Annotated in this window: 23 protein-coding genes; all 23 read left to right on the forward strand. The window is 34.5% G+C overall.

Features of this window, described 5'->3' with window-relative positions:
• The first annotated feature begins 101 nt into the window (after positions 1-101).
• The 23 genes from BN1765_RS07255 to BN1765_RS07360 all read left to right on the forward strand — a co-directional run bounded on the left by BN1765_RS07255 (position 102) and on the right by BN1765_RS07360 (position 26,319).
• The gene (locus tag BN1765_RS07255; protein WP_050614487.1) at positions 102-938 is read left to right on the forward strand and encodes an aldo/keto reductase; all 837 of its coding nucleotides are present in this window, start codon (positions 102-104) and stop codon (positions 936-938) included.
• A gap of 444 nt (positions 939-1,382) precedes the next feature.
• Entirely contained in the window at positions 1,383-2,030 is a 648-nt protein-coding gene (locus BN1765_RS07260; protein WP_050614488.1) for a 5-bromo-4-chloroindolyl phosphate hydrolysis family protein, read from the forward strand.
• Between the two features lie 13 nt (positions 2,031-2,043).
• Positions 2,044-3,213 carry a toxic anion resistance protein gene (locus tag BN1765_RS07265; RefSeq protein ID WP_050614489.1) on the forward strand — a complete coding sequence of 390 codons (1,170 nt, stop codon included), beginning with the start codon at positions 2,044-2,046 and terminating at the stop codon, positions 3,211-3,213.
• A 627-nt stretch (positions 3,214-3,840) separates the two neighbouring features.
• A complete protein-coding gene (locus BN1765_RS07275; RefSeq protein WP_050614491.1) occupies positions 3,841-6,219 on the forward strand; it encodes an S-layer homology domain-containing protein in 2,379 nt (792 codons plus the stop codon).
• 451 nt (positions 6,220-6,670) lie between these two features.
• A complete protein-coding gene (locus BN1765_RS07280) occupies positions 6,671-6,907 on the forward strand; it encodes a transposase (protein WP_050614492.1) in 237 nt (78 codons plus the stop codon).
• A 402-nt stretch (positions 6,908-7,309) separates the two neighbouring features.
• Positions 7,310-7,417 carry a hypothetical protein gene (locus BN1765_RS20400; RefSeq protein ID WP_230199567.1) on the forward strand — a complete coding sequence of 36 codons (108 nt, stop codon included), beginning with the start codon at positions 7,310-7,312 and terminating at the stop codon, positions 7,415-7,417.
• Between the two features lie 640 nt (positions 7,418-8,057).
• Positions 8,058-8,741, forward strand: a complete 684-nt coding sequence (locus BN1765_RS07285; protein WP_050614493.1) for a YveK family protein — start codon at positions 8,058-8,060, stop codon at positions 8,739-8,741.
• 45 nt (positions 8,742-8,786) lie between these two features.
• Positions 8,787-9,479 carry a CpsD/CapB family tyrosine-protein kinase gene (locus BN1765_RS07290; protein WP_050616702.1) on the forward strand — a complete coding sequence of 231 codons (693 nt, stop codon included), beginning with the start codon at positions 8,787-8,789 and terminating at the stop codon, positions 9,477-9,479.
• 230 nt (positions 9,480-9,709) lie between these two features.
• A complete protein-coding gene (gene galU / locus BN1765_RS07295; RefSeq protein WP_050614494.1) occupies positions 9,710-10,591 on the forward strand; it encodes a UTP--glucose-1-phosphate uridylyltransferase GalU in 882 nt (293 codons plus the stop codon).
• Positions 10,592-10,728: 137 nt separating this feature from the next.
• A complete protein-coding gene (locus tag BN1765_RS07300) occupies positions 10,729-11,394 on the forward strand; it encodes a sugar transferase (RefSeq protein WP_050614495.1) in 666 nt (221 codons plus the stop codon).
• Between the two features lie 23 nt (positions 11,395-11,417).
• Positions 11,418-12,365, forward strand: coding sequence for a GDP-L-fucose synthase (fcl, locus tag BN1765_RS07305; RefSeq protein ID WP_050614496.1), 948 nt, complete (start codon positions 11,418-11,420; stop codon positions 12,363-12,365).
• A 120-nt stretch (positions 12,366-12,485) separates the two neighbouring features.
• Positions 12,486-13,562, forward strand: a complete 1,077-nt coding sequence (gmd, locus tag BN1765_RS07310) for a GDP-mannose 4,6-dehydratase (RefSeq protein WP_050614497.1) — start codon at positions 12,486-12,488, stop codon at positions 13,560-13,562.
• Positions 13,563-13,701: 139 nt separating this feature from the next.
• The gene (locus BN1765_RS07315) at positions 13,702-14,514 is read left to right on the forward strand and encodes a WecB/TagA/CpsF family glycosyltransferase (protein WP_082195433.1); all 813 of its coding nucleotides are present in this window, start codon (positions 13,702-13,704) and stop codon (positions 14,512-14,514) included.
• Between the two features lies 1 nt (position 14,515).
• Positions 14,516-15,613: a glycosyltransferase family 4 protein gene (locus tag BN1765_RS07320; RefSeq protein WP_050614498.1), complete on the forward strand. Its 1,098-nt coding sequence runs from the start codon at positions 14,516-14,518 to the stop codon at positions 15,611-15,613.
• Positions 15,614-15,774: 161 nt separating this feature from the next.
• Positions 15,775-16,824 carry a glycosyltransferase family 2 protein gene (locus tag BN1765_RS07325; RefSeq protein WP_050614499.1) on the forward strand — a complete coding sequence of 350 codons (1,050 nt, stop codon included), beginning with the start codon at positions 15,775-15,777 and terminating at the stop codon, positions 16,822-16,824.
• A gap of 42 nt (positions 16,825-16,866) precedes the next feature.
• Positions 16,867-18,036, forward strand: a complete 1,170-nt coding sequence (locus BN1765_RS07330) for a hypothetical protein (protein WP_050614500.1) — start codon at positions 16,867-16,869, stop codon at positions 18,034-18,036.
• Between the two features lie 34 nt (positions 18,037-18,070).
• The gene (locus tag BN1765_RS07335) at positions 18,071-19,102 is read left to right on the forward strand and encodes a phosphotransferase family protein (protein WP_050614501.1); all 1,032 of its coding nucleotides are present in this window, start codon (positions 18,071-18,073) and stop codon (positions 19,100-19,102) included.
• A 100-nt stretch (positions 19,103-19,202) separates the two neighbouring features.
• Positions 19,203-20,465: a nucleotidyltransferase family protein gene (locus tag BN1765_RS07340; protein ID WP_050614502.1), complete on the forward strand. Its 1,263-nt coding sequence runs from the start codon at positions 19,203-19,205 to the stop codon at positions 20,463-20,465.
• Positions 20,466-20,759: 294 nt separating this feature from the next.
• On the forward strand, positions 20,760-22,235 hold the full coding sequence (locus BN1765_RS07345; RefSeq protein WP_050614503.1) for an oligosaccharide flippase family protein: 1,476 nt from the start codon (positions 20,760-20,762) through the stop codon (positions 22,233-22,235).
• A 409-nt stretch (positions 22,236-22,644) separates the two neighbouring features.
• Positions 22,645-24,018, forward strand: a complete 1,374-nt coding sequence (locus tag BN1765_RS07350) for a sugar phosphate nucleotidyltransferase (RefSeq protein WP_050614504.1) — start codon at positions 22,645-22,647, stop codon at positions 24,016-24,018.
• A gap of 84 nt (positions 24,019-24,102) precedes the next feature.
• Entirely contained in the window at positions 24,103-24,372 is a 270-nt protein-coding gene (locus BN1765_RS20730) for a hypothetical protein (protein ID WP_050614505.1), read from the forward strand.
• A gap of 16 nt (positions 24,373-24,388) precedes the next feature.
• A complete protein-coding gene (locus BN1765_RS20665; protein WP_326544671.1) occupies positions 24,389-24,538 on the forward strand; it encodes a hypothetical protein in 150 nt (49 codons plus the stop codon).
• Between the two features lie 29 nt (positions 24,539-24,567).
• The gene (locus tag BN1765_RS07360) at positions 24,568-26,319 is read left to right on the forward strand and encodes a phospho-sugar mutase (RefSeq protein ID WP_050614506.1); all 1,752 of its coding nucleotides are present in this window, start codon (positions 24,568-24,570) and stop codon (positions 26,317-26,319) included.
• Positions 26,320-26,342 lie beyond the last annotated feature (23 nt).

A 26,342-nucleotide genomic window follows, 5' to 3' on the forward strand; every position in this document is an offset into this window, starting at 1 on the left:
ATGCAGGATTTCTTCTGTTGTGGTTCTTCAGCGTGTATTTCATCGTGAGAATCATGTACGATGGTACTATACAATACGCATCATAATGGGAGGATTTTAATATGGCGAAACAGATTACAGACACATGCACTTTACATAATGGCATTAAGATGCCGCTGCTTGGTTTAGGGGTATATAAAATGGAAGACAATGAACAGGCTGTCGATAGCATCAAGCATGCGGTGAAAGTAGGTTACCGATCCATAGACACAGCTGCCATCTATAAAAATGAAACAGCTGTAGGAAAAGGCATTAAGGAAAGCGGCGTTCCAAGAGAAGAGTTGTTCATTACGACAAAGGTCTGGAATTCCGACCAAGGCTATCAGCCAACACTTGATGCTTTCGAAACAAGCATGAAGAAGCTGGGTCTTGACTATCTTGATCTTTATTTGATCCATTGGCCGGTTGTTGAGTCGTATAAAGAGACATGGAAAGCGATGGAGAAGCTATATGAAGAAGGAAAGGTAAAGGCGATCGGCGTCTGTAATTTCCACCAGCATCATCTGGAGGATTTAATGAAGAGCGCTGTCATCAAGCCGATGGTAAACCAGATCGAACTGCATCCCTTGTTAAACCAACAGGAGTTAAGGGATTTCTGCACATCCAATGAAATGGCAATAGAAGCTTGGTCGCCGCTAGCCCGCGGCCGTCTGCTGGATCATCCGTTATTGGTTGAACTTGCAGGAAAGCACGGCAAAACGCCTGCTCAAATGATCCTGCGCTGGGACCTTCAGCATGGAATCATTACGATTCCTAAATCAGTGACTCCCCGCCGAATCGAAGAAAATGCAGACTTGTTCGATTTTGAGTTGAGCCCTGAAGAGATGAAGTTGATTGATGAAATGAATACAAATGAACGTACAGGGCAAAACCCTGATAACTTCCATTTCGACTTTTAAGTGAAACATGCAGCGGTTTATAAAGCCGCTGCATGTTTTTTCTTCATGGTGTCCTATTTGCCAGCCACGGGCAGTTGTAAGAGATCAACCAAAAATGTAAGCCACTTAGGCATTCATCCTTTACCCTATTGTTAAAGCATTACAGAAAAATAACATGGTCAGTAAAGCACCTTTATTTCACAAAAAGAATATACAAAACCGTTTTGGCGAATCCCCTTTTAGGGAAAAATAAAGGTATCTATGCTAGCAGTATAGAATTTCTTATAGAAATAGACTTAGCTGGATGTAAGCCTGCCGTCTTATTTTGATAAGAGAAAAGACTTGGTATAATAGACATATAGGCGAAAAGACAGCCGTTGAAAGGAATGGCTGCATCTATTGAAACTTTGTTGTACGTGAACCGTACATACTAATAAGGAATTAGGAATAGGGAGCCGATGAATTATGAAACCGATCATATCGATTTTTTTATTTATTTTCCGGTTGGGCGTGGGTGTGCTTTCTTTTGGATTGGCTTTCTTCATCTGCCTGATCGCGTTCGACATAGCGTTTTTATATTCTTTCTTATCAGGTTTGGGAGCCGGGCTGATCACTTTTTTCGGGCTCAAGTGGATTTTTGCCAGAAAAACCATCAAGAACAGCGGTCTTTCGCGGCGGGAATATAAATATATAGAAGAGCATCTGGCAGAAGCGAAAGGAAAAATAGGCCGTTTGCAGAAAGTAATGTTCTCTGTAGGCAACATATTTACAATCAAACAAAATTATGATGTCATCCGCGTGGCAAAAAAAATACAATCCATTGTGGAAAACGACCCGAAAAGATTTTATGAAGTCGAATCTTTTTATTATTCCCATCTGGATTCTCTCGTGGAATTGACTGAAAAATATGTGTTCTTGACAAAACAACCCGCCAAGACAGCACAAATCCAGGAATCACTGCGGGACACGCGTATAACAATTTCCTCCCTGAGTGAAACGGTGGAAAAAGACTTGTTCTCCCTGCTTTCAAGCGATGTAGATTCATTGGCATTAGAGCTTGACGTAGCGAAACAAGCAATCGATAAAAACAAAGACAATGAACTGAAATCATAGAGGAGGAAAAAACATGAATGATAATACTTCGCTAAACAAGAGCGATTCATTGGACGATTTATTATCCAATCCATTCGGAACCGAGGTAGAGAAACAAAACAATCAGGTTCAAAAGATGGCAGATGAGCAGCCTAAGCGTTTATTGGATGTTTTGCCTGAAGAAAACCGTGTCCGTGCCATACAGTTGGCAGAACAAATTGATCCCACTGATTTCCAAGCCATGATGATGTATGGCACACAAGCGCAGTCAAAGCTAACGAGTTTTTCCCATGCCATGCTTGACCAGGTGCAAAAAAAGGATATTGGCGAAATCGGTGAAATTCTTGGCGATTTAATGAAGCGCTTGAACAGCGTAAAGCCTGATGAACTGGAATCAAAGGGGAATATTGTCTCACGCTTCTTCGGGAAAATCCAATCTTCCGTACAGGAGACGTTATCCAAGTATCAAAAAACGAGTGTCCAGATTGATCGTATTGCTGTCCAATTGACCCATGCAAAAAATACATTGCTTGGTGACATCGGCATGCTGGAACAATTATATGAAAAGAATAAGGAATATTTCCATGCACTCAATATTTATATTGCCGCCGCTGAATTGAAGCTGGCTGAATTGAACGAAAAGACCATCCCTGAACTCCGCAAAAAAGCAGAGGAGACAGGCGATCAAATGGCTGTCCAGGAAGTGAACGACATGCTGCAATTCGTTGATCGTCTTGAAAAAAGAATGTACGACCTGCAGCTTAGCCGCCAGATTACAATCCAAAGCGCACCGCAAATCCGTCTGATCCAAAATACGAACCAAACCTTGGCGGAAAAGATACAGTCATCCATCATGACGGCGATTCCTTTATGGAAAAACCAAGTTGCCATTGCGCTTGCATTGTTGCGGCAAAAAAGTGCCGTCAATGCCCAAAACCAAGTATCCAAAACAACGAACGAGCTGCTGTTGAAGAATTCAGAGATGCTCAAAGTGAACACGATCGATACCGCCCGCGCCAATGAAAGGGGACTAGTCGATATAGAAACCCTGAAGAAAACGCAGGATAATCTGATTACAGCACTTGAAGAAACAATCCGCATCCAGGAAGAAGGGCGTGTAAAACGCCAGCAGGCACAACAGGAATTATCGAGCATGGAAGAAGACTTGAAACAAAAGCTGTTGAATATTAAATCGCAGAATTGAATAAGCAGTAGCAAAAACGTATCCTTTTGGGTGCGTTTTTTTACTTGTTTGTTGGCTGCCCAAAAGCAACTGATTCGTTTTTGGGCAGCCTTCTTTTGAGTTTTAATGGTTAATTTGTCGACTGAAATTTTATATATTCTAAAATTATCCCCTTTTCTAAGAAAAATTAATATGTTAATATACTTATCAGTTTATTGCAGATGAAGAGTTTTAAAGATTGAAGGATTCTTCAAAACCGAATTTTACCCCAGCTTGAAAACAAGAAGAGGGAATCGTTATAAGGGTCGAGCTCAAAAGAATCCTAAACATGGGTTTCGAGATCTTCAATTCCTTTTCGTATATTAATCTTGCCGAAAAAGGTATAGATGTTTTGCACGCTCGCAAAATCATGCTTTATCGCTTGTTCAACTCCTTTATGGTCATTTGGATGGGTGCAATCATCTGCGCTATTGAAGTAGGAAACCAGGGTACCAGCTGTTTGAATGATGCAGCTAGGTCTAGAGGAAGAAATGATAAACACTATTTCATAGGTATGATATCAATAGCTATTTTATTATTTTGAAATAATAAAAGGCAAACGATTTTACATATATCATTTAGTTCATCATAGAGAGGAAGACTTTATTTATGGCTTATCAACCGAAATCATACAAGAAATTTATGGCGACAGCAGCAACGGCTACACTGGTTGCGGCAGCCGTTGCACCAACAGCGATGGCAGCAGAGTTTACAGATGTTTCAGGAAAGTATAAAGATGCAGTAGACTTTGTTGTATCTAAGGGTGCGAATGGTATGTCTGAAACAAAGTTTGGTGTTGAAGAAAACATTAAACGTGTGGATGCGGCCGTTTTACTAGTAAAAGTGCTAGGCTTAGATTATGAAAATGCAGCGCCATCAGGATTTACGGATGTTCCTGAGCGAGCTGTACAATATGTAAATGCTCTGAAAGAAGCGGGTATTACGGAGGGAAAATCAGCTACGAAGTTTGATTCTCAAAGCTTCATTACGCGTGGAGAATTAGCCGTATGGATTCAAAGAGGTTTTGAATTAGTCGGAGAAAATGAAGTACCATTTACCGATGTTGCAGGGCAATATGCAGAAGCAGTTGCAGCACTTGTGGATAATGGTATTACAAATGGCGTTTCTGAAACACAGTTCGGTACGTATCAACATGCGAAGCGTGGAGATTATGCGATTCTTTTAATGAGAGCATCTGAAGCTTCGAATAACAGTCAAGCTCCTGCATACGAAGTAAAATCAACTGAAATTGATTTAACAACAACAGATGAGAATGTATTAAACACATTGTTTAATGGAACAGTATTAGACTTCGGTTCAGCAGATGTAACCGTTACAGACGTTGATTTTACATCTGATAACGAAGAGCTTATTGCTGATAACGATGCTAATAAAGAAGGTACTGTTGCTATCAGTTCGAAGTATAATGGTCAAACTTCTATTTATGTAGATAACGTAACAGTAACGCTGAATGATACAAACGAAACAGTTGTATTAGATTTAAACGGCTTAAAAGTAGACGTTAACTTAAAAGCGCAAGATTCAACATATGTGAAACTAGGTATTGATAGAACTTTAGTATTAGATTACATTTCTATTAATATGAACTTCCAAAATAGCTTTGATCAAAAAGTAACTGGATTAGAAGTTTCTTTATTAAATCCAGAAGGTAAAATTGTTGCAACAAGTCAAGCTACTTCATACGGTTTAAGTAAACACGTTAACTCTGCTGTACAAAATAACAGCGGTCTTACTACAACATTTTGGGAACAACCTAAGTTTTCAGCATCTTGGAACACAAAGTATTATGGAAGTTTAAAAGAAGCTGTAGAAGTTCAGGTAACATTTACGGCTAACGATGCTTCATATACTACTTCTGAAGTATATCGTCAAGCTCCTTCATATGAAGTAAAAACAAACGAAGTAGAGCTGACAACTACAGATGAAAATGTATTAAATACATTATTTGATGGTACTGTATTAGACTTTGGTTCAACAGACGTAACCGTTACAGATGTTGATTTTACATCTGATAACGAAGACCTTATTGCTGATAACGATGCTAATAAAGAAGGTACTGTTGTTATTAATCCGAAACCTAGCGCTCAAACTTCTATTTATGTAGATACAGTAACAGTACAAGCAGATGATACAAACGAAACATTTGTGTTCGATTTAAATGATTTACAAGTAGATGTTACTTTAGCTGAAGATATCGATGCATTTAAATATCAGGTAGAACCTGGAACAACTGTAGCATTGGAAGATATCTTGGGAGACATTCTGACTAACATCACTAGCGATATTAGTAATATCAATATCAATATTCCTACGGATGCTACTGTTACTTGGGAGACAGGCGCGCAACATGGGTCAACTCCTTTGATTCCAGAAGGTGCTACAGTTAAGACTGTTACCTTGAACGGTGGCGGTACCTTTAAGGCTACCGGTGCTGGCATAGGTGCTATTCGCGCAGCCAATGAAGGCGGAAAGTTAGTGTTCAAGAATATGACTATCATAGATGAATCCCAGTCCTATGCAGAGAATAGCTGGGAACATGGATATTTAGAGTTTGATGGTGAGGTAGAATTCATCAATTCTAACTTTGAAAGTGCCATGATATTTAATGGTGATAAGGTCTCTTTCACTGGTTGTAATTTCAATTCCAATAAGCAGAATGAGTATGCAGCGTGGATTAGTAACGGTATCGCTTCTTTCGATAAATGTACGTTCGAAGGATCTCGTGGAATCAAGATTCACGAGGCTTATGGATCAGATGTTACTTCAGTGACGGTTGATAATAGTGTATTTGGACTAAGTTTAAAGCCAGGTGTGGTTATTGGTATGCTTGATGAAACTACTAATGTCACAATCAAGAACAGCACCTTCAAAACCCTGCCTGGAGATCAGTTTAAATACATCTACGAATCGGATACACCAGTAGATACATTTAAATTTAGTGAAGAGAACAACACCGTAATAAAATAAGTTTTGGGTGCCTGTCACTTCTCAAAATGGAATTTTAAAAGATGTTACAGAAGTTCAAGTAACATTTACTGCTGACGGTGTTTCATATGTATCTAGCACAAAAGTGAAATAATCATAAACAGTGTAGTAATTTAAATTCTTTCATTAATGGCCATCAATTTTGAATTTTTTTCGGATTGATGGCTATTTTTGCACATGACGCTGGGTATTGGTTCTATACTGAATGTTAGGGTGTCCACTTAAAAAAGGCAAAAAAGAGCACACATACTTCCTTTTCTTACAATTGAATTGACGAGAAACAAGACAGAAAAGGAGATATGCCTACTCATGCGGGAAACGTTTCTTTGAAGAATTAAAAATAGCATATGGGTTGAAAGAGGCCTTTCGTGAGTAGTTTAACGAAGCCAAACGGCGTGGCCCAGGTCATATCTAGAAGACAACAAAAGAAGCGTTGCATACGTTTTATGAACAAGTAGAAGAAAGCAGGATTCCTAAGTTCATGACCATTCTGACCTACCGGGATTGGGAAACGGAGATGCTCAACCGTTTGGAATTTGGGCACTCCAATGAGCTTGTGGAAGGGTTGAAAAACTTGACAAAGGTCATGAAAGGGGATGCCTTTGGGGTTCGTGCACTTCGCTTCGTTTTAGGGCGCGGATCCTCACCCTTCACTCCTCTAAATCAATAGGCAATTCATTAGGATAAAGGGGCAGAACAATGTTCTCTACGCCAACACTTGACAAAAAACAAAAAGTTTAGATTTTAAACTAGAGCCTAGTAGTTTTATAAATCGGCCGCTATACCTCTATATCAAGAGCTGTGATCCTGTGATTAGCTCTTTTTTGGCTTTTGCTAATGGTGAATTTTAGAATAAATTATAAAATCCAAAAATGATTTTTCAGAAAATGAAGCTAAATGTGAGGGTAACCTGTCTGATTAATATAAGACATAGAAGAAGGTGGGTGGTTCTAATCTATACAAAGTGAACCGATCGATACCGCCCGCGCCAATGAAAGGGGACTAGTCGATATAGAAATTCTGGGAGAAAACGCAGGATAATCTGATTACAGCACTTGAAGAAACAATCCGCATCCAGGAAGAAGGGCGCGTAAAACGCCAGCAGCAGGAACAACTGAAATTGACGAGCATGGAAGAAGACTTGAAACAAAAGCTGTTGAATATTAAATCGCAGAATTGAATAAGCAGTTTTATTAAAACGCATCTCTTATCTATGGACCAGTATGAATCGGATTGGTTCAACGCATGAACGATGGGAGATGAATGAAAATTCAAATAGTGTAATGTATTATATATGGAAAATGAAAAAATAGAAGGGCAAGTAAATATGCTCTTCTATTTTTTTGTGCTGCTAACTAGTAGGGGAAGGATTATTAGTAGTGTAATGAAATGTACTGAGATATGGGCTTATGCTAAATGATCTAGTGACTCTTCAAAACCGGCTTTATCAAATGTCTAAAGCCTTTCTTCCTCCTTTCGAATGGTGATCCTCGAAACTTATACAAAGAGTTATCTAATATTTTTGTTAGATAATTTTTAGTGGGGTTTATGTTATCTATTCTTATTTTTCCTAAATGAACCCATTATTAGTTACTGGATTGTGGAGAAACTGTGAGTTATTGGCTTTTTAAGTGATTTTCTTAGAAAAGTCATATACCTTTTTTTTATTTTTCACAAGTAGAAATTATTATCAAAAAGTATAGTAGTAAAGAAAAAATTATTCGAAGATTGTTTTTATACATACAGTTTCTGCAATTTTTAGTAAAGTGACTAATACAATTATTTTTCTCATATTTAATTGCTTAAGTGGGAGGACAACGATGGAAGAAACAATTAGTTTACAGGAAATATTTCAAGTTTTAAAGAAACGAGCTGCAATGATCATAGCTCTATCTCTTATTGCAACTTTAACAGTGGGAATTATTAGTTTTTATTTCATAACGCCAATGTATCAAGCATCATCACAAATCCTTGTAAACAAATCAGAAAGTGAAAATAGTGTATATAGTTCCAATGAAGTGGCGACGAACGTACAGTTGATCAATACATACAACGTTATTATAAAAAGCCCTACTGTTTTGCAAGCCGTAATAAGAGAGCTGAATTTGGATTTAACGGTCGAGCAATTGAATGAAAAGATTACAGTGTCAAACGCAGATGATTCTCAAGTTATGAATATTGTTGTAATGGATGAAAGTATCCGTAAAGCAGCTAATATTGCAAATAAAACAGCACAAGTATTTAAAGAAAAAATTGGCGATATTATGAATGTGAATAACGTCACAATTTTATCGAAGGCTGAAGTGAAAGGGAATGAAGCACCTGTATCGCCAAATAAGTTGTTAAACATAGCGATTGCACTTGTTGTTGGATGTATGGCTGGTGTCGGATTGGCGTTCTTACTGGAATACTTGGATAACACATTTAAAACAGAAAAAGATATTGAAATGCATTTGGAACTTCCCATTTTGGGGGTTATTCCTACGTTTGAGAGATTAAAATAAAAAACTTTACCAGAGAGGTTGAATGCAGTGTTCAAGAAATTTTTCATGAAAAAAAGGGCTTTAAATCATTACTTAGTGACAAGTAGCCATTCAACATCAGTTATTGCAGAGCAATATAGAACCATTCGAACAAATATTGAGTATACAGCAATTGATAAAGACATAAAGTCCATTTTGGTTACATCGGCTAGCCCAGGTGAAGGAAAATCTACTACTTCTGCAAATTTGGCGATTATATTTGCTCAACAAGGAAAAAAGATTTTGTTAATAGATACAGACTTGAGGAAACCAACGATTCACAAGAAGTTCTGTGTACATAATCAGATTGGATTATCAAATGTGTTAACGAAGAAACAAGCAATTGAAGATGCAATCATGGACACATCCATCAAAAATTTATCCATTTTAACAAGTGGTCCTATTCCTCCAAATCCAGCTGAATTGCTGATATCAAAAGCGATGGAGAATCTTTTAGGAAAACTATATAAGGAATTCGACGTAGTCATTCTTGATACACCTCCTGTATTAGCTGTAGCAGATGCTCAAATCCTGTCTAAACATGCTGATGGCGTTATTTTGGTTGTAGCAAGCGGCCAAACAGAAACGGAACAAGGCAAGAAAGCGAAACAGTTATTAGTATCGTCGAATGCCACAATACTGGGTGTTGTACTAAACAATAAAAAGCAAGAAAAGAACGATTACTACTACTATTACGGCAACGATGATAAAGCGATTTAAATAACAAAAGAGATTCGGAGAGGCTTCCTGTCCGTTATCAATGGAGGCACTCGGTTGTGCTGTGGGATTTCCGAATAGGAAATCCTTAGACACATTCGTTGTCAAGGGTACGATGTGAGGGTGGGTTAGATGCCCGAAATTATTTAAAATAAGGACTTTAAATAGTTAATGAAACAATATGTGGGTATCGTATTGTTTCATTAACTATTTTTGGTAAGGAGGAGTATTGGTTGAAAAAAGTTAGAAAAGCGATCATACCGGCTGCTGGATTAGGTACACGATTTTTGCCTGCCACCAAGGCTATGCCAAAGGAAATGCTTCCAATTTTAGATAAACCGACTATTCAATACATTGTCGAAGAAGCGATTGAATCAGGTATCGAGGATATCATCATTGTCACTGGCAAGGGAAAACGTGCGATTGAGGATCATTTTGATAAATCTTTTGAGTTGGAAAGCAATTTATTAGAAAAACAAAAATTAGATTTGCTGGAGAAAGTACAAGCTTCCTCAAAAGTAGATATTTATTATATTCGTCAAAAGGAACCAAAAGGATTAGGACATGCCGTATGGTGTGCCCGTAAATTTATTGGAAATGAACCATTTGCGGTGTTATTGGGAGACGATATCGTTCAAGCAGAAACACCTTGTTTGAAACAATTAATCAATGAATATGACCGTACATTGTCTTCAGTCATTGGTGTGCAAACAGTACCAGAAACAGAAACATATAGATATGGAATTGTGGATCCAGGAAAAAACGAAGGACGTCTTTATCAAGTAAAGAACTTTGTAGAGAAGCCAGCACTTGGAATAGCTCCTTCAAACTTGGCCATTATGGGCCGTTATATATTCACTCCTGAAATTTTTAAGTTCTTGGAAGAACAAGAAATCGGGGCAGGTGGAGAAATTCAACTAACGGATGCTATTCAAAAGCTGAATCAAATTCAACGAGTATTTGCTTATGATTTTGCAGGTCAACGTTATGATGTTGGAGAAAAATTTGGATTTATTGAAACGACGATTAAAATGGCGCTCGAACAAGTTGAATTACGTGATGATTTAATGAGCTTAATGAAAGATCTTGTTGAGCAAAAGACAGTTAATCAATAATTTGTTTGCCAGTTAAGTGGCACTGAATAAAAACGAATAGTAAAGGAAGAGTTTTAAATCATTCTATGTAAATAGTTGTTGTTGATAAAAAATAATAAGAATTGAGGGCAGCAGAATTGGAAGTTAGTACATCAGGCATGAATAGTGAAACTTCTGAAAAACTTGTTTATTTGCATCAAGATGAAATCAATAGAAGTAGTACATATCTATATTTAAAACGGGCAATGGATATTGTAGGCGCATTGTGTGGAATCATATTATTATCACCTATTTTTCTAATTGTTGCTATTGCCATTAAGATAGAAGATCCAAAAGGCGCTATCTTCTTCAAACAAACGCGTGTTGGAAAAAAGGAAAAAGCATTTAAGATGTATAAATTTCGGTCTATGGTCACAGATGCGGAAGAACGATTAGCCGAATTGCGTCATAAAAATGAAGTGTCTGGTGCTATGTTTAAAATGAAGGATGATCCACGTATTACGAAAATAGGAAAATTCATTCGCAAGACAAGCATTGATGAACTGCCACAATTAATCAATGTCTTAAAAGGAGAAATGAGTTTAGTAGGACCACGTCCTCCTTTAGTGAATGAGGTAGAAATATATACAAGGTATCAAAAACAACGTCTACTTGTGACACCTGGGTGTACAGGGTTATGGCAAGCGACCGTAAGAAATAGTGTTGGTTTTGAAGAAATGGTCGAATTAGATTTAGAGTACATAAAGAATCGTAGTTTAATATACGATATTCATCTTATATTAAAGACGGTATGTATGATCTTTAAAAGAAATGACGCGTATTAATTTGCATGAAAGGATGCTAATGGATGAAAAAAAATTCCCGCATATATGTAGCTGGTCATCGTGGTTTAGCCGGATCAGCTATTTTGCGTCGATTAGAAAGTTTAGGATACACAGATTTAGTTACACGCACAAGCAGTGAACTTGATTTGCGTAATCCTCTTGCAGTAGAGGAATTTTTCCATAAGGAAGGCATTGAATTTGTTTTCTTAGCCGCAGCTAAAGTCGGAGGAATCGTCGCTAATAATGAGTATCCAGCTGATTTTATTCGCGATAATTTAATGATTCAAACAAATGTGATCGACTCAGCTTACCGAAATGGCGTAAAAAAATTATTGTTTTTAGGAAGCACTTGTATTTATCCAAAAATGGCACCACAGCCACTAAAAGAAGAATACCTATTAACGGGTGAATTGGAGCCGACAAATGAACCGTATGCCGTAGCGAAAATTGCGGGCATAAAAATGTGTCAATCATACAACCGTCAATATGGTATAGATTATATTTCGGTGATGCCGACAAATCTTTATGGACCAAATGATAATTTTGATTTAGAAAAATCACATGTATTACCAGCTTTAATCCGTAAGTTCCATGATGCAAAAATGAATAATGAACCAACTGTAACAGTATGGGGCACTGGTACACCACGTCGTGAATTCTTATATGTAGATGATCTGGCAGATGCTTGTGTATTTTTAATGAATAATTATAGTGGTAACGAGATTGTAAACATTGGTGTTGGTGATGATGTAACCATTAAGGAACTGGCAGAAACAGTAAAAGCAACGGTTGGATTCGAAGGGGAACTTGTTTTTGATACAACGAAGCCAGATGGCACACCACGTAAATTAGTAGATGTCACTCGTCTATCAAACCTAGGATGGAAAGCATCCATGTCATTAACAGATGGTGTGAAAGAAGCATATAGCTGGTTCTTAGAAAATTATGAAAAAGAAGCGATTCGTAAATAATGATTACTAAAGAATAAGGAATAGGAATACACTACGTGAGTCTTTTTATAAAAAAGTAGCTGCAGTGTATTCTTTATTTTTCTTCTAAACTTTGAATGATTAATTCGGAGGTAAACGAAATTGAAAAAAGCATTAATAACGGGCGTAACAGGACAAGATGGATCCTACTTAGCGGAGTTTTTATTAGAAAAAGGATATGAAGTGCACGGGGTGATTCGTCGTAGTTCTTCATATAACCAAGAACGTTTAGAAGACTTGATGAATGATGAAAATCTAGCATTTATGAGAAACGAGAATTTCCAGTTACACTATGGGGATATAACAGATACATCCAATACAATTCGCTTAATTGGAGAAATTCGTCCAGATGAAATTTATAACTTAGCAGCACAATCCCATGTTCGTGTGTCATTCGATATGCCGGAATATACAGCAGAAGTAGACGCGGTCGGAACACTACGTATTTTAGAAGCAGTACGTATTTTAGGTTTAGCAGACAAAACTCGAATCTATCAAGCATCGACTTCTGAGTTATACGGTAAAGTACAAGAAGTTCCACAAAAAGAAACAACTCCTTTTTATCCACGTTCTCCATACGGTGTAGCTAAAATCTACGGTTTTTGGATTACGAAAAACTATCGTGAATCTTATAACATGTTTGCGGTAAATGGCATTCTCTTCAATCACGAATCAGAACGCCGCGGTGAAACGTTCGTAACACGAAAAATTTCATTAGCTGCTGCACGTATCGCACAGGGTAAACAATCAAAATTATACTTAGGAAATTTAGATTCATTACGTGATTGGGGTTACGCAAAAGACTATGTAGAATGCATGTGGATGATCCTTCAACACGATAAACCAGAAGACTTTGTTATCGCAACTGGCGAAATGCACACAGTACGCGAATTTGTTGAATTAGCATTCAAACATACTGGTATCGAAATAGAGTGGACTGGAAAAGGTATCGAAGAAAAAGGGATCAATAAAGCAACAGGTGAAGTCATTTTAGAAGTTGACCCGAAATTTTTCCGTCCTGCTGAAGTTGACCAATTACTAGGTGACCCAACAAAAGCTAGAACGTTATTAGGTTGGAATCCTACAAAAACTTCTTTTGAAGACTTAGTTAAAATCATGGTGACACATGATATGGAGAAGGTTTCAAAAGAAGATCGTATTAAGAAAATGTTTGATTGATAAAACTTATTAATAAAATGTCTGTTTAATTCATATACTTACAATTTTATGTGATTTTATGAATGACATAATGTGCCGAATATATGAAAAAGTTAGTTGAAGATGGAGGCGGCAGAGCAAAGGAGTAGTAAGGAGAAAAATGAAATCATATATTACAAATTCTAAAAGTCAGGAATTTAAACGTAAAGTTAATAAGTCTACTATTCCTACTTGCAATATACTTGGGGTCGATATTGCAGCTATAAATATGGAGTGGTTGATTAAATATATTGAAAAAAATGTAAAAAGTGAAAGTGGCAACCGTTTGTCCGGAGATTATATTTGTGTTTCAAATGTCCATACAGTAGTAACTTCATATGAGGATAAATTATATCGTGATATTCAAAACGGTGGACTTATGGCTATTCCTGATGGTGGACCACTATCTACAGTTGGTAGAAAACGAGGATATCAACACATGTCTAGAACTACTGGGCCGGACTTCATGGGTGAATTATTTAAACGGTCTATAAAGTGTGGATATCGTCATTACTTTTATGGTTCTACTGATGAAACTTTAAAAAAACTTCATTCTGAGCTAAAAAAGAAATATCCTGGTATTCAAATTGCCGGAATGTATAGTCCGCCTTTTAGGCCATTAACAGTTGAAGAAAATGAAGCTGTTATAAAAAAAATTAATCAAACTGAACCGGATTTTGTTTGGGTAGGTTTAGGAGCACCAAAGCAGGAAAAGTGGATGGCTGAACAGCAAGGGAACATAAAGGGATTGATGGTAGGAGTAGGTGCCGGATTTGATTACTTTGCTGGAAATATTAATAGAGCTCCGGTATGGATGCAGGAGGCTAACATGGAATGGTTTTATAGATTTATTCAGGAACCGAAAAGATTATTCAGAAGATATTTGGATACCAATACAAAATTCATATGGCATGCGATGATAAGAGGAAAATAAAATGTCAAATAAAAAGAAAAAAATTTGCATGGTTGTACAAGATCCACTTACGAAAGGTGGTATTGCTGCTGTAGTTAATGGATATCGTGGTTCAATATTAGAGAAAGATTTTGAAGTCATATATGTGGAGTCCTACAAAGATGGGGGTAAGTTAAAGAAGTTATTTAAGAGTATACGTGGTTATTTTCATTTTATTAAGGTGTTGTTAGTTAACAATCCTGATTTGATTCATATTCATTCTTCTTTTGGAGCAAGTTTTTATCGTAAACTCCCCTTTATTTATTTGGCAAGTTGGTTTAAGAAGCCTATTATTAATCACATTCATGGTGCCGAATTTGAGACCTTCTATCGTAATACCACGGAAAAGAAGAAAAGGTTGATTAAAAAAGTATATAACAAGTGTTCTATCTTAATAGCTCTATCAGAAGAATGGAAGGCAAGACTAAAGCTGATAGTTTCTGAAGAGCGGATTCATGTAATAGAGAATTATAGTATGATCTGTAATGATGCTGTTAAAGAAAAAAATAAAACAGAACCTAATAACCAAGTGTTGTTTTTAGGTGAAATTGGTAAACGTAAAGGCTGCTATGATATTCCGGCTGTAGTTCAGAAAGTAGCAGCAGTAGTACCAAATGTAAAGTTTGTTCTTGCCGGAACTGGAGATATAGAAGAGATTAAAGCATTATTAAAAGATAAAGGGGTTGAACAATATGTTACGTTCCCTGGCTGGGTGCGTGGAACTGAAAAGGATGAATTTTTAAGAACTAGCGATATTTTCTTTTTACCTTCATATAACGAGGGTATGCCAATGTCTATTCTTGATGCAATGGGATATGGTTTACCGATAGTAAGTACAAATGTAGGAGGTATTTCTAAAATCGTTCGCAATGGAAAAAATGGGTATGTTTGTAAACCTGGAGATGTTAATGAATTTGCAAATTGCATAATAGAAATGTTGAAAGATAAACATAAACTAAAGGATTTTAGTACTGCTAGTTATGAAATAGTTAAGGAACAGTATTCTTTAGAAACACATTTAAAAATGTTAGAAGAATTATATACAATTTTGGGGAGAAATATTTGTGAAAAATCCATATAGGTACCTAGTCAATATCTTAAAAATAGGTAAATAAGGTATACCAGAAGAGTGTCAATCGGATGCAGGAAGTGTAGTGAAGGGGAAAATAGATTCAAATAGTATTTATTTTCTAAAAAAGGTAAGTTGTTCGTGGTATTCATAAATAAAGAAAGGACCAAGTTATGTCGGAATTTGGTAAAAAAATCAGCATAGTTGTACCAGTCTATAACTCATCAAATACTCTTAAACGATGTGTCCAGAGTATTTTGAATCAGACATACAGCAATATTGAAATTATTCTTGTAGATGATGGATCCAAGGATAATAGCATAGAGATTTGCAGAGAACTTCAAAATAAAGATTCTAGAATAATTGTTGTGAGTGGACCAAATGAAGGAGTTAGCATTGCTCGAAATAAAGGCATTGAAATAGCTAGTGGCGAATATATTGCCTTTGTTGATTCTGATGATTATATTAAATCAGATATGTATGAAAAACTAATAGAAATTGCAGAACGTCGAAAGGTATCGTTGGTTTTTTGTAATTATGAGGAGATCAAGAAAAATGGAGATAGTAGGCCAATAGATCAGTTATCTCAGGTAAGTAAAAGGAATGATTATGCAAATAATATAGATATTATCGAACATATGTTACAGATTTCAGATACAAATATTTTTGGAGTTTGCTGGAGAACATTAATAGATGTTAATTTACTAAAACAAAATTCAATTCGCTTTACTCCTGGTATCACTATGGCAGAGGACTTAAAATTTATTCTTGAATGCTTAGGAGCAACATTAAAAAGTGGAATATGTAACGAATATTTGTATTGTTTTGATGTGACAGGATTATCAACAACTAGTAAATTTATGAAGACGCAAGATCAAGATATGGATACTATTAATATGTGGATTAGAGACTTTGTGAGGAAATTATCGACATCCAGAGATTTCAAAGTATATTCTAGTATCTGTATGGCAAATACAGTGGTTATAAATGCTGCAAATGTATGTAAGAAATTTTCTCCATACAATATGTTAGAAAGAGTTAGCTATGTAAAAAAGAAAAGAAAACAAGCTGATTACCGAGTTGCTTTAAGCGTTTCTCTACGTAATAGAAATTTAATTATGAAAAAGAGATGGATACAGATGTTGTTAATAGTTTTCCATTTAGAAGTTTTGGTTATTCTGTTTCACTCATTAAAATACAAAAATTTCAAAAAATATGGCTAATTTTTAAAGGATCAGTTGTAAACAAATAGGAAGGTTTTATGTATGAATATAGATAGAAGTATTGTTCGAGCAATAAATATTTTTATTTTTATTGTAGCATTTACATTACACGCATATACAGATGCTGTTTATGAATCAAAAAAAATAGATGCTGGATTCTTGGGAAGTTTAAAATACGTAGTAATTATTATGGGTATAGCTTTTTGTATATTACAGATTCGAAAAAAGAAAAATGGTCTTTTGTATTTATATGAGATAAAAAAAATAGGGACTGTAATAATAGTATTTTTATTTATCTCATTGTTGCTTTCCTTATTTCAAGGAATGTTTACTTCACAAACAATATCAGAACTTGTTAAAATGTTAATCCCCCTGTTTTATGTGTTTTGTATAATGAATACCTTTGAATACAAAGATATATATTATTGTATGGTTACAACTTTGGTAGTTTCGATAATAGGATATATTTTAGAAATTGGTATTGATACATTTTCGATAGCTAATTTTACTAGTATATCATTTTCAACATCATATTCCCCATTTGAATCCCATTATGCTGCTGGTACATCAATAGCATTATGTGCATTCTTTATGTATTATCGAAAAAGTAAAATATTAATGTTAGTAAGCCTTCTCTTTGCGATTATTACATTTAAGAGGTTGGCTATTATTTTTGCCATTTTCTTGTTTATATATTCATTATTTTTTGAGACAGATAAATTTGTATCCAAAAGATACATTAATTTTTTGAAATTAGTTTTCATTGTAGGGACGATCGTTTATTATTTCTTGCTAACCCCTAGCTTTAGTAATGTTTTTTATAATATTTTTAGTGTTGATGCAACTTCATTAACGATGGGTCGAAGTTATTTTTTAAGTAATCTTTTAAATAGTAGCTATAGTAGCTTTGGCTTTGGTTCTTCAACAGTTTTTATGGGGCGGAGTCTTGAAATGGACTTAATAAAAATTTTGCTTGAACTTTCCATTGTTGGATTAGTATTTTTCGTTTGGAATTATTATGATTTAGCAAGAAAACATTTATATGGTTCTATATTTATGACATTTTCTTTTTTGAATATGCTAACTTCACATTCTTTAACGAATTCATTTTATTGGATTTTAATAATGCTTATTTTAGGATGCATTCTATATAAGCGAGAAGAAAATGCACTTTACTTGTCTAATAAAACATCGGAAGAAAAAATGGATTAACGGATTAACTCATAGCTGAAATAGGGAGATTCCAATGATACGGGATAGTTTAAAGTTATTATTAAGAATGGCTCTTGGTCGGTACAATAAAATTGTTTATCAAAATGCCGAGTTTTTACGAAATGGAGTGTATAAAGTTAATAAGACAGGAACAATAGTTTACTTAGAAGATCGATATGATATATCAAATATACTGGCTAGTAATATGTTTGATATAAAATATAACAAAGTAAATTTAGGAATCACCGAAAGGATTTTAAAAAAATTTTTCATACCTTTACAAACAGATAATAAAAGAATCCAAGGTGAATTAGTTTTATTAACTTCATCAAAACAAGAGTATAAAATATTTGATTATACTAATAACTATGTATTAACTGTGTTTAGTGATTATGAAAGTTTCAAAAATCGTAAAGAAAGTATGATTTATTATAAACGTTTTTTTCCTATGCCCACTATTTATAATTTTAATGATAAAAAAAGATATATCATTGAAGAATTAGTTAAATTCAAAAAAATAGAAAATACAAGAAATAATTTCAAAAAAATATTATACTATTATTTTTCTTACTTTCAGTATTGTAAAGAAAATAATCAGGTAGAATATATAAAAATAAGTAATTTAAAACCTGATCGTAGATATCGATTTATTGAAAAATTGTATGAAAGTTTCTCTCGAGATGAAGTAAACTGTGAGGTTCCCTTTGTGAGAATGCATGGCGATTTATGGAAATCCAATGTATTATTAGATGAAAATCTAGATTTGAAAATAATTGATTGGGAACGAAGTGCTGTTTTTCCTGTTTTTTATGATATGTTCACTTTTATTTTGAATGAAGTGACTTTGAATAAGAATCAGGAATTATTAGATGAATTTTTAAATGGTTCTTATGATGATGTATTAGATGAATATTATAAGATATTTAATCTGCAATATGATAAAGAAAATAAGAAATTCTATTTTAAAGTATTTATAATGATGATGTACAGAGATAGATGGACGGACTGCTTTGAAAAATGCGAGAAAACTATAAAGGATTTTATGGAATGTAATAGATTACTTTAAAGTGGATATATAGAAGAATACGGATACTTTTGATAAAAGATGAATAACTGGATTATTTGTAGTAGTTAATTTAAAGAACAAATGAAATGGAGGACATTAAATGAATGACGTTTTGAATAAAACTTTTAAGAAAATGAGCAGTTTAGATATTCAATGTGTCATTTTACGAGGATATTTACCTATTAATGATATTGAAGAATCGAAAGATATTGATTTATTTGTACATCCAAAAGACGAGAAGCGAGTACATAAATTACTTTTAGATTTAGGGTGGTATGCCCCGCAAATTAATACTACTAAATTTCCCCATAGACAGTTCTTTTATTTTACACCGACAAAAACATTTAAACTAGATATTGTTTATGATTTGTATTTTGGTAAAGAGTATATAAAATTAGAAAAAGCTACATTAGTTTTTAACAAAAAAAGAGAAATTATACCACACTTGTATGGAGCTAATCCTTATGATGCGCTAACAATTTTTATGTTGCACTTAGTTTTTGATAAAGGCGATATTTCTTCTGAAAGCTTGACACGTCTACAAAGAATGTACGAGGATGCCAAAAAGGCGGTTAGGGTTGAAGAATCTGTTTATTGTGATTTGTGCAACGTTTTGTTGCCGTATATTTCAAAAATACTAAATGATCACACTAATATTTCTAAGTCGATTACAGAGGTTAAAGAGGCTATCTTGAATACAAAAAAATTGAGAAAATGTAAAATAGTTGCTTTGACATTTAATAATAAACTGCGAATAATATCAAGAATTGCAAAAGTTAGAAATGCTTTTTCAAAGAAATCTATATGTTTAATAGGAGTAGATGGATCTGGAAAATCTACAACAGTAGAAAAGTTAAACGAGCTAATGGGTGAAAAAGTTACAGTTCAATATATAGGATTTCGAAATTATGAAGGCAAATGGGCTAGTAAGTATAATACCCATGTACCAAAGGGCGTCATTCCAAATTTGATTTGTACTATTATTGTTTATTTTGAAATGTGGAAACGCTATTTAAAAAATAGATTTAATCCTCAACAAATTGTTCTTTTTGATCGTTTTGTAAATGAATCGTATATTAATACTACAGGTCTTAGGAAAATTATTGCAGAATTGCTATATAGATATCTCTTTCCTAGACCTAGGAAAATATACTATTTGCATTGTGATGTTACAACATCGCTTGCTCGAAAGAATGACATACTAGATAAATATCAATTTGAGAACATGAAGAGAAAGTTTGATTCGCAATTTTTAGAAAAACCAGATGTTAAAACATATAATAGTGACAAAATGACGAGTGATGAAATAGCTAAGGCGATATATAATGATTTAATTAAAGAGATACCAGAATTTTTAATTTAATTCTTTTTGATCAAAATGTAAAAACATTATTATTTGTTATTGTTCAAAGTGGAATCTAGGTTTGTAAAACCTCAATTACATTAATTGGGGGACTTTAGTCTGCTGATTAGATGAATGTTGTAAATTAGTTTATTCAACCACTGCATGAGAATATTATTATAAGTACAAAAAAATATTCAGGACTTTAACTATATGTTCCAGTCTAGTAGAAACAAAGATTAGTCTTATTTAATAAGTCTTTTTTTTTTGCAATTTTATTATATGGTAGGAAGTTGATACAGGAGGAACCTAGAAATGCCTAGTTTGAAAAAAAATTTAATATATAATATTTCTTACCAAATTTTAATTGTTTTAATCCCTTTAATAATTTCACCGTATATTTCCAGGGTGTTAGGGCCAAGTCTAATAGGGGTATACTCTTATTCTTTTTCTATTGCAAATTATTTTGTTATATTTGCAGCTCTCGGAGTTTCAAAATATGGAAGTAGAAGTATAGCACAAGTCAGAAATAATAAAGAACTTTTAAGTAGAACGTTTATTAGTATCTATACTTTACAAGTAGCTATTTCGTTTATTGTCGTAGTCATATATATACTTTATTTAATATGTTATTCTGGGTCAAATTATAAGATTGCTTTGATTCTGATATTTTTAGTCATATCTAATATTTTTGATATCACTTGGTTCTTTTTTGGAATAGAAGAGTTTAAGATAACTGTTACCAGAAATACTATAATTAAAGTAGCAACTTTATTGGCCATATTTCTTTTTGTTAAATCGGAAGATGATTTCGCTGCTTACACATTTATTATGGCGGGTGGAACTTTAATCGGTCAAATTTCGGTTTTCCCTTTTTTGAGAAAGAGAATTTATTTTATTCGACCAACATTAAAAGAAGTATTAGTTCACATTAAACCCAATATAGTCCTTTTTATCCCAGTTCTAGCTATTAGTATTTTTACAATGATGGATAAACTAATGCTGGGCTTATTAAGCGATATGGAAGAACTTGGTTACTATGAAAATGCTGATAAAATAATAAGTATACCTAAAAGTTTAATACGCGCACTAGGAGTAGTAATGTTATCTCGAATTTCTAACTTAGTTGCTGAAGGTAAAGCAAATGAGAGTAAACAATATTTATCTAAAACTATATTATATGTAGCTATTATTGCTTCTGCTTTATCATTTGGATTAGCTGCAGTTGGACCAGTATTTGCTCCTGTATTTTGGGGCTCTGAGTTTACTGAATGTGGGGAAATTATTACTTATTTAACTCCTGCTTTGATTTTTAGCGTTTTGGGAAATATACTTAGGACACAATATCTGATACCAAATCAAATGGATAAAGAATACACTATTTCATCAATACTGGCCGCAGTAGTAAATGTAGTTGTTAATGCTATGCTAATAGGAAGATATGGTGCTATGGGTGCAGTAATTGGTACAATTTGTGCAGAATTAACATTGATGGTATATCAAATAATTATAGTTAGTCGAAAAATATCTATATTTTCTTATTATTTAAATGGATATATGTTTTATATTATTGGATTGATGATGTTCTGTTTTATTCGATTGATTCAGAGCTATATGTCTATAAATCTATTAAGTTTGTTGGTTCAAATTGTAGTTGGCGGTATTTTTTATATAGTAGCTAGTTATATATATATTATGATTTCAAGAAATAAAGAGTTATACGAATTAAAAAAACTATTATGGATGATATTATCCCCTTTAAGTAGAAAGTATAAAAAACCATTGATTTAAAATGGTGATACATTCTATTTGGAGGGGTTCTTTCTAAGTTCAAAATAAATAAAAAAATTCAAATGAACTAAAATTACAAGCCGTTCAAGCCTACTTGCGCGGAGAGAATAGCTATCAAGGAATCGCAGATACTTATGGAATCTGCAATGGTTGCCATGAAAATGCATGAATCGAATCTTTCTTTTTACACTTAAAAAGTAAGTGGTTCTATCTGTGGCATTGTGAAGCTGGATAGGAATTAATCCAAACAATCGAGGAATACATTTATTATTACAATTACCAGCAATTCTCAGCCACCTAGCTCCGATAGAATATCGATGCCAGATGGCTGCATAGTTTTTTAGTGCTGTCTAATTGACAGAGGTAAGTCCAAAAATGCAGGCTTTTAAATAAGAGAAGGAGTGTTTCGATGCGTTTAGTTTTACTATCAGGAGGATCAGGAAAGCGTCTGTGGCCGTTATCTAATGATTCACGTTCAAAGCAATTTTTAAAAGTGTTATCGAATCAAGAAAATGAATTAGAGTCGATGGTGCAACGTGTTTGGGGGCAGTTGGAACGTTTAGGTGTTGCCGAGAATGCTGTTATTGCTACGAGTAAATCGCAAATAGATATGATAAAGAGTCAAATTGGGGAGCATGTTAAAATAATTGTGGAACCGGAGCGCCGTGATACGTTTCCAGCAATTGCGTTAGCGGCTTCTTTTTTATTATCTGAAGAAGGTGTAGATGAAGAGGAAATCGTGGCTGTTTTACCAGTAGATCCTTATGTAGATGATGCCTTTTTTAAACGAGTTTTAGATTTAGAGGAAGTATTAAAGACAACAGATGCAGATTTAGCTTTATTGGGTATTAATCCTACCTATCCTTCTTCCAAATATGGCTATATTGTCCCTTCTTCAGTAAGTAATAGTGTAATTACGGTAAGTTACTTTAAAGAGAAACCAACCGAGACAGAAGCTGAATCTTTAATCGAGGAAGGCGCTATATGGAATAGTGGTGTATTTGCATTTAAATTAGGTTCTATGATTAATGTGATTAAAAAAAGAAACTTGCCAGTAGTATATAGTGAGTTATTGAAACAATATAGTTCATTACCGAAAATTAGCTTCGACTATGAGGTTGTAGAGAAAACAGAAAAAATTGCAGCAATTGGGTATGAAGGATACTGGAAAGATCTTGGAACATGGAATACGTTAACGGAAGAAATGGGTTCGGACAGTATTGGCCATGTTTATAGGTGGGGAGATTGTCGTGATACACATATTATTAATGAATTACATATTCCAGTAACGGTTATGGATATTCAAAATGCTGTTGTTACAGTTAGTTCGGATGGTATTTTAGTATCTGATAAAATGGCAAGTCAAAAGATTAAAGAAGTAGTTGAAGGATTAAATCAGCCTCCTATGTATAAGGAGCATCGCTGGGGTTATTCCCGTGTTCTTGATTATGCGAAGTATGATGATGGTACACAAAATGTGACAAAGCGCATATTCGTAAAAGCAAGCAAACATATCAGTTATCATTCTCACAAAAATCATGAAAAAGTATGGACAATCGTAAATGGTGAAGGAAACTTTGTTTTAAATGGCAATATTCGTGTTGTTAAAAAGGGAGATATATTGACCATTCCAGATGGTAAAAATCATGTTTTAAACGCCATTACTGATTTAGAGCTTATTGAGATACAAACAGGGTTTCCGATTGTTGAAGGAGATGTAGAACGAAAATACTTTGATTGGTCTGACATTGAGGCGGATTGTTATCAAATAAATTATAAATAGACCTTCTTTAAATCATTAAGATTAATAAAAAAGCCTTTCGTCATTAGGGACGAAAGGCTTTTTGTGTGATGAGGAGTAATGTAAATGCAGCCGTTATTTATGAAACCAGTTTTCCAAGAGCGTATTTGGGGAGGAAATGCACTAACCAGTTTGGTTATGAATTACCTAGTGAAAACATTGGCGGATGTTGGGCCGTCAGCAAAAGAAGAATTTATTTCAATGATTCAAACAGGAAAATGGAATGAATTGATTCAGCGAGTACCTGTTAAGAAAGGTGCCCTTTTTTATGTAGAGAGTGGTACGATTCATGCCCTGTTCCGGTGTGTTGGTGTTAGAAACGCAACAAAATTCTGATACAACTTATCGTTATATGACTGTAAGTGTTCTTTCTCGTGAAGGCACTATTACTGTTAATAGGGAAAAGTACCAATTGAAAAAAGGCAGTCATTTCATTTTGCCAAATAAAGTGAATCCTATTTTAGTTAATGGTTGTTTGGAATGGATTGTATCACATCCATAAATGATATGTTTTGGGAGGAATAAATAGAAATGTGGAAGCAACAATTAGAAAAATGGGAAAAATATTCTGAATTAAATCAAGAATTAAAAGACTTATTAGCAGACATGAAAAACGATGAAAAAATACTTGAAGATTGTTTTTATAAATACTTAGAATTTGGTACAGGCGGTATGCGCGGAGAACTTGGACCTGGTACCAATCGATTAAATATCTATACAGTGCGTCGTGCCGCGGAAGGTTTGGCTCAGTATATTCTATCAAATGGAGAGGAAGCAAAGAGACGTGGCGTCGTTATTGCCTATGATTGCCGTCATAAATCTCCAGAGTTTGCGATGGAGGCAGCTTTTGTATTAGGGAAGCATGGGATTAAGGTATATGTATTCGATGAACTGCGTCCAACACCGGAATTATCTTTTGCTGTCCGTTATTTAAACGCCTTTTCGGGAATTGTTTTGACGGCGAGTCATAACCCGCCACAATACAATGGATTTAAAGTGTATGGTGAAGATGGCGGTCAAATTGCATTGGAGGTTGCAGATACAATCATTCGTTATGTAGAGAATATAAAAAATGAATTAACAATTGAAGTAGCAGAGGAAGAGATTTTACGTGCTTCTGGTTTGTTAGTAACAATCGGAGAAGAAATAGATGCAGCCTATAATGATCAATTACAAACATTGATTTTGGATAAGAAATTAGTCCAACAACATGGAGCAGATTTAAAGATTGTCTTTACTCCACTTCATGGAACATCAAATAAACCGGTTCGCCGTGGGTTAACTTCTATGGGATTTTCCAATGTGACCATTGTAGAGGAACAAGAGTTGCCTGATCCGATTTTTTCCACAGTTAAATCACCAAATCCAGAAGAGCATGAAGCGTTTGAATTAGCTATTCGATATGGAGAACGAGTTGATGCGGATATTTTAATAGGAACAGATCCGGATTCTGACCGATTAGGTGTAGCGGTTAAAAATCCTAAAGGTGAGTATGTCATTTTAACAGGCAATCAAACAGGTGCCCTAATGTTACATTACTTGCTAATGAAGAAACGTGAAAATGGGACGTTGCCTAAGAATGGTATTATTGTTAAAACAATTGTTACGTCTGAGATCGGTCGTGAAATTGGTAAAGAATTCGGTCTGCCGACAATTGATACATTGACAGGATTCAAATTCATTGGCGAGAAAATCAATGAATTTGAACAAAATAAAAATCATACTTTCTTGTTTGGATATGAAGAAAGTTACGGTTATTTAATTGGAGACTTTGTACGCGATAAGGATGCAGTCCAAGCTGCTTTATTCATCTGTGAAGTAGCGACGTATTATAAATCTCTGGGGAAAACGTTATATGAAGGATTGTTGGAAATCAATGGAAAATACGGATGGTTCCGAGAAGATTTGGTATCAATGACGTTAAAAGGACGAGAAGGTGCTGAGCAAATCCATCGTATGATGGAAGAATTCCGCAATAATCCACCAAAAGAAGTTGCAGGTAAGACCGTAGAAGCAGTAGAAGATTATCATTCTAGTGAACGTACCTTACTGGCAACTGGAGAAAAGATTCCGTTAAGGTTACCAAAATCTAATGTCTTGAAATATACATTCTCTGATGGTTCTTGGTTTACATTGCGTCCATCTGGTACAGAGCCAAAGATTAAATTCTATTTTAGTGTTGTTGGAGAGAATTTAGTGGACAGTCAAGAAAAATTAGCATCAATGCGTGAGGATGTATTGAAACGAGTGATGCGTGAAGATGTATTGGAGCTAGTTGGATAAAAAACAATAAGGAAATTGTAAAA

This window comes from Bacillus testis, from assembly GCF_001243895.1.
Classification (GTDB): domain Bacteria; phylum Bacillota; class Bacilli; order Bacillales; family DSM-1321; genus Bacillus_AD; species Bacillus_AD testis.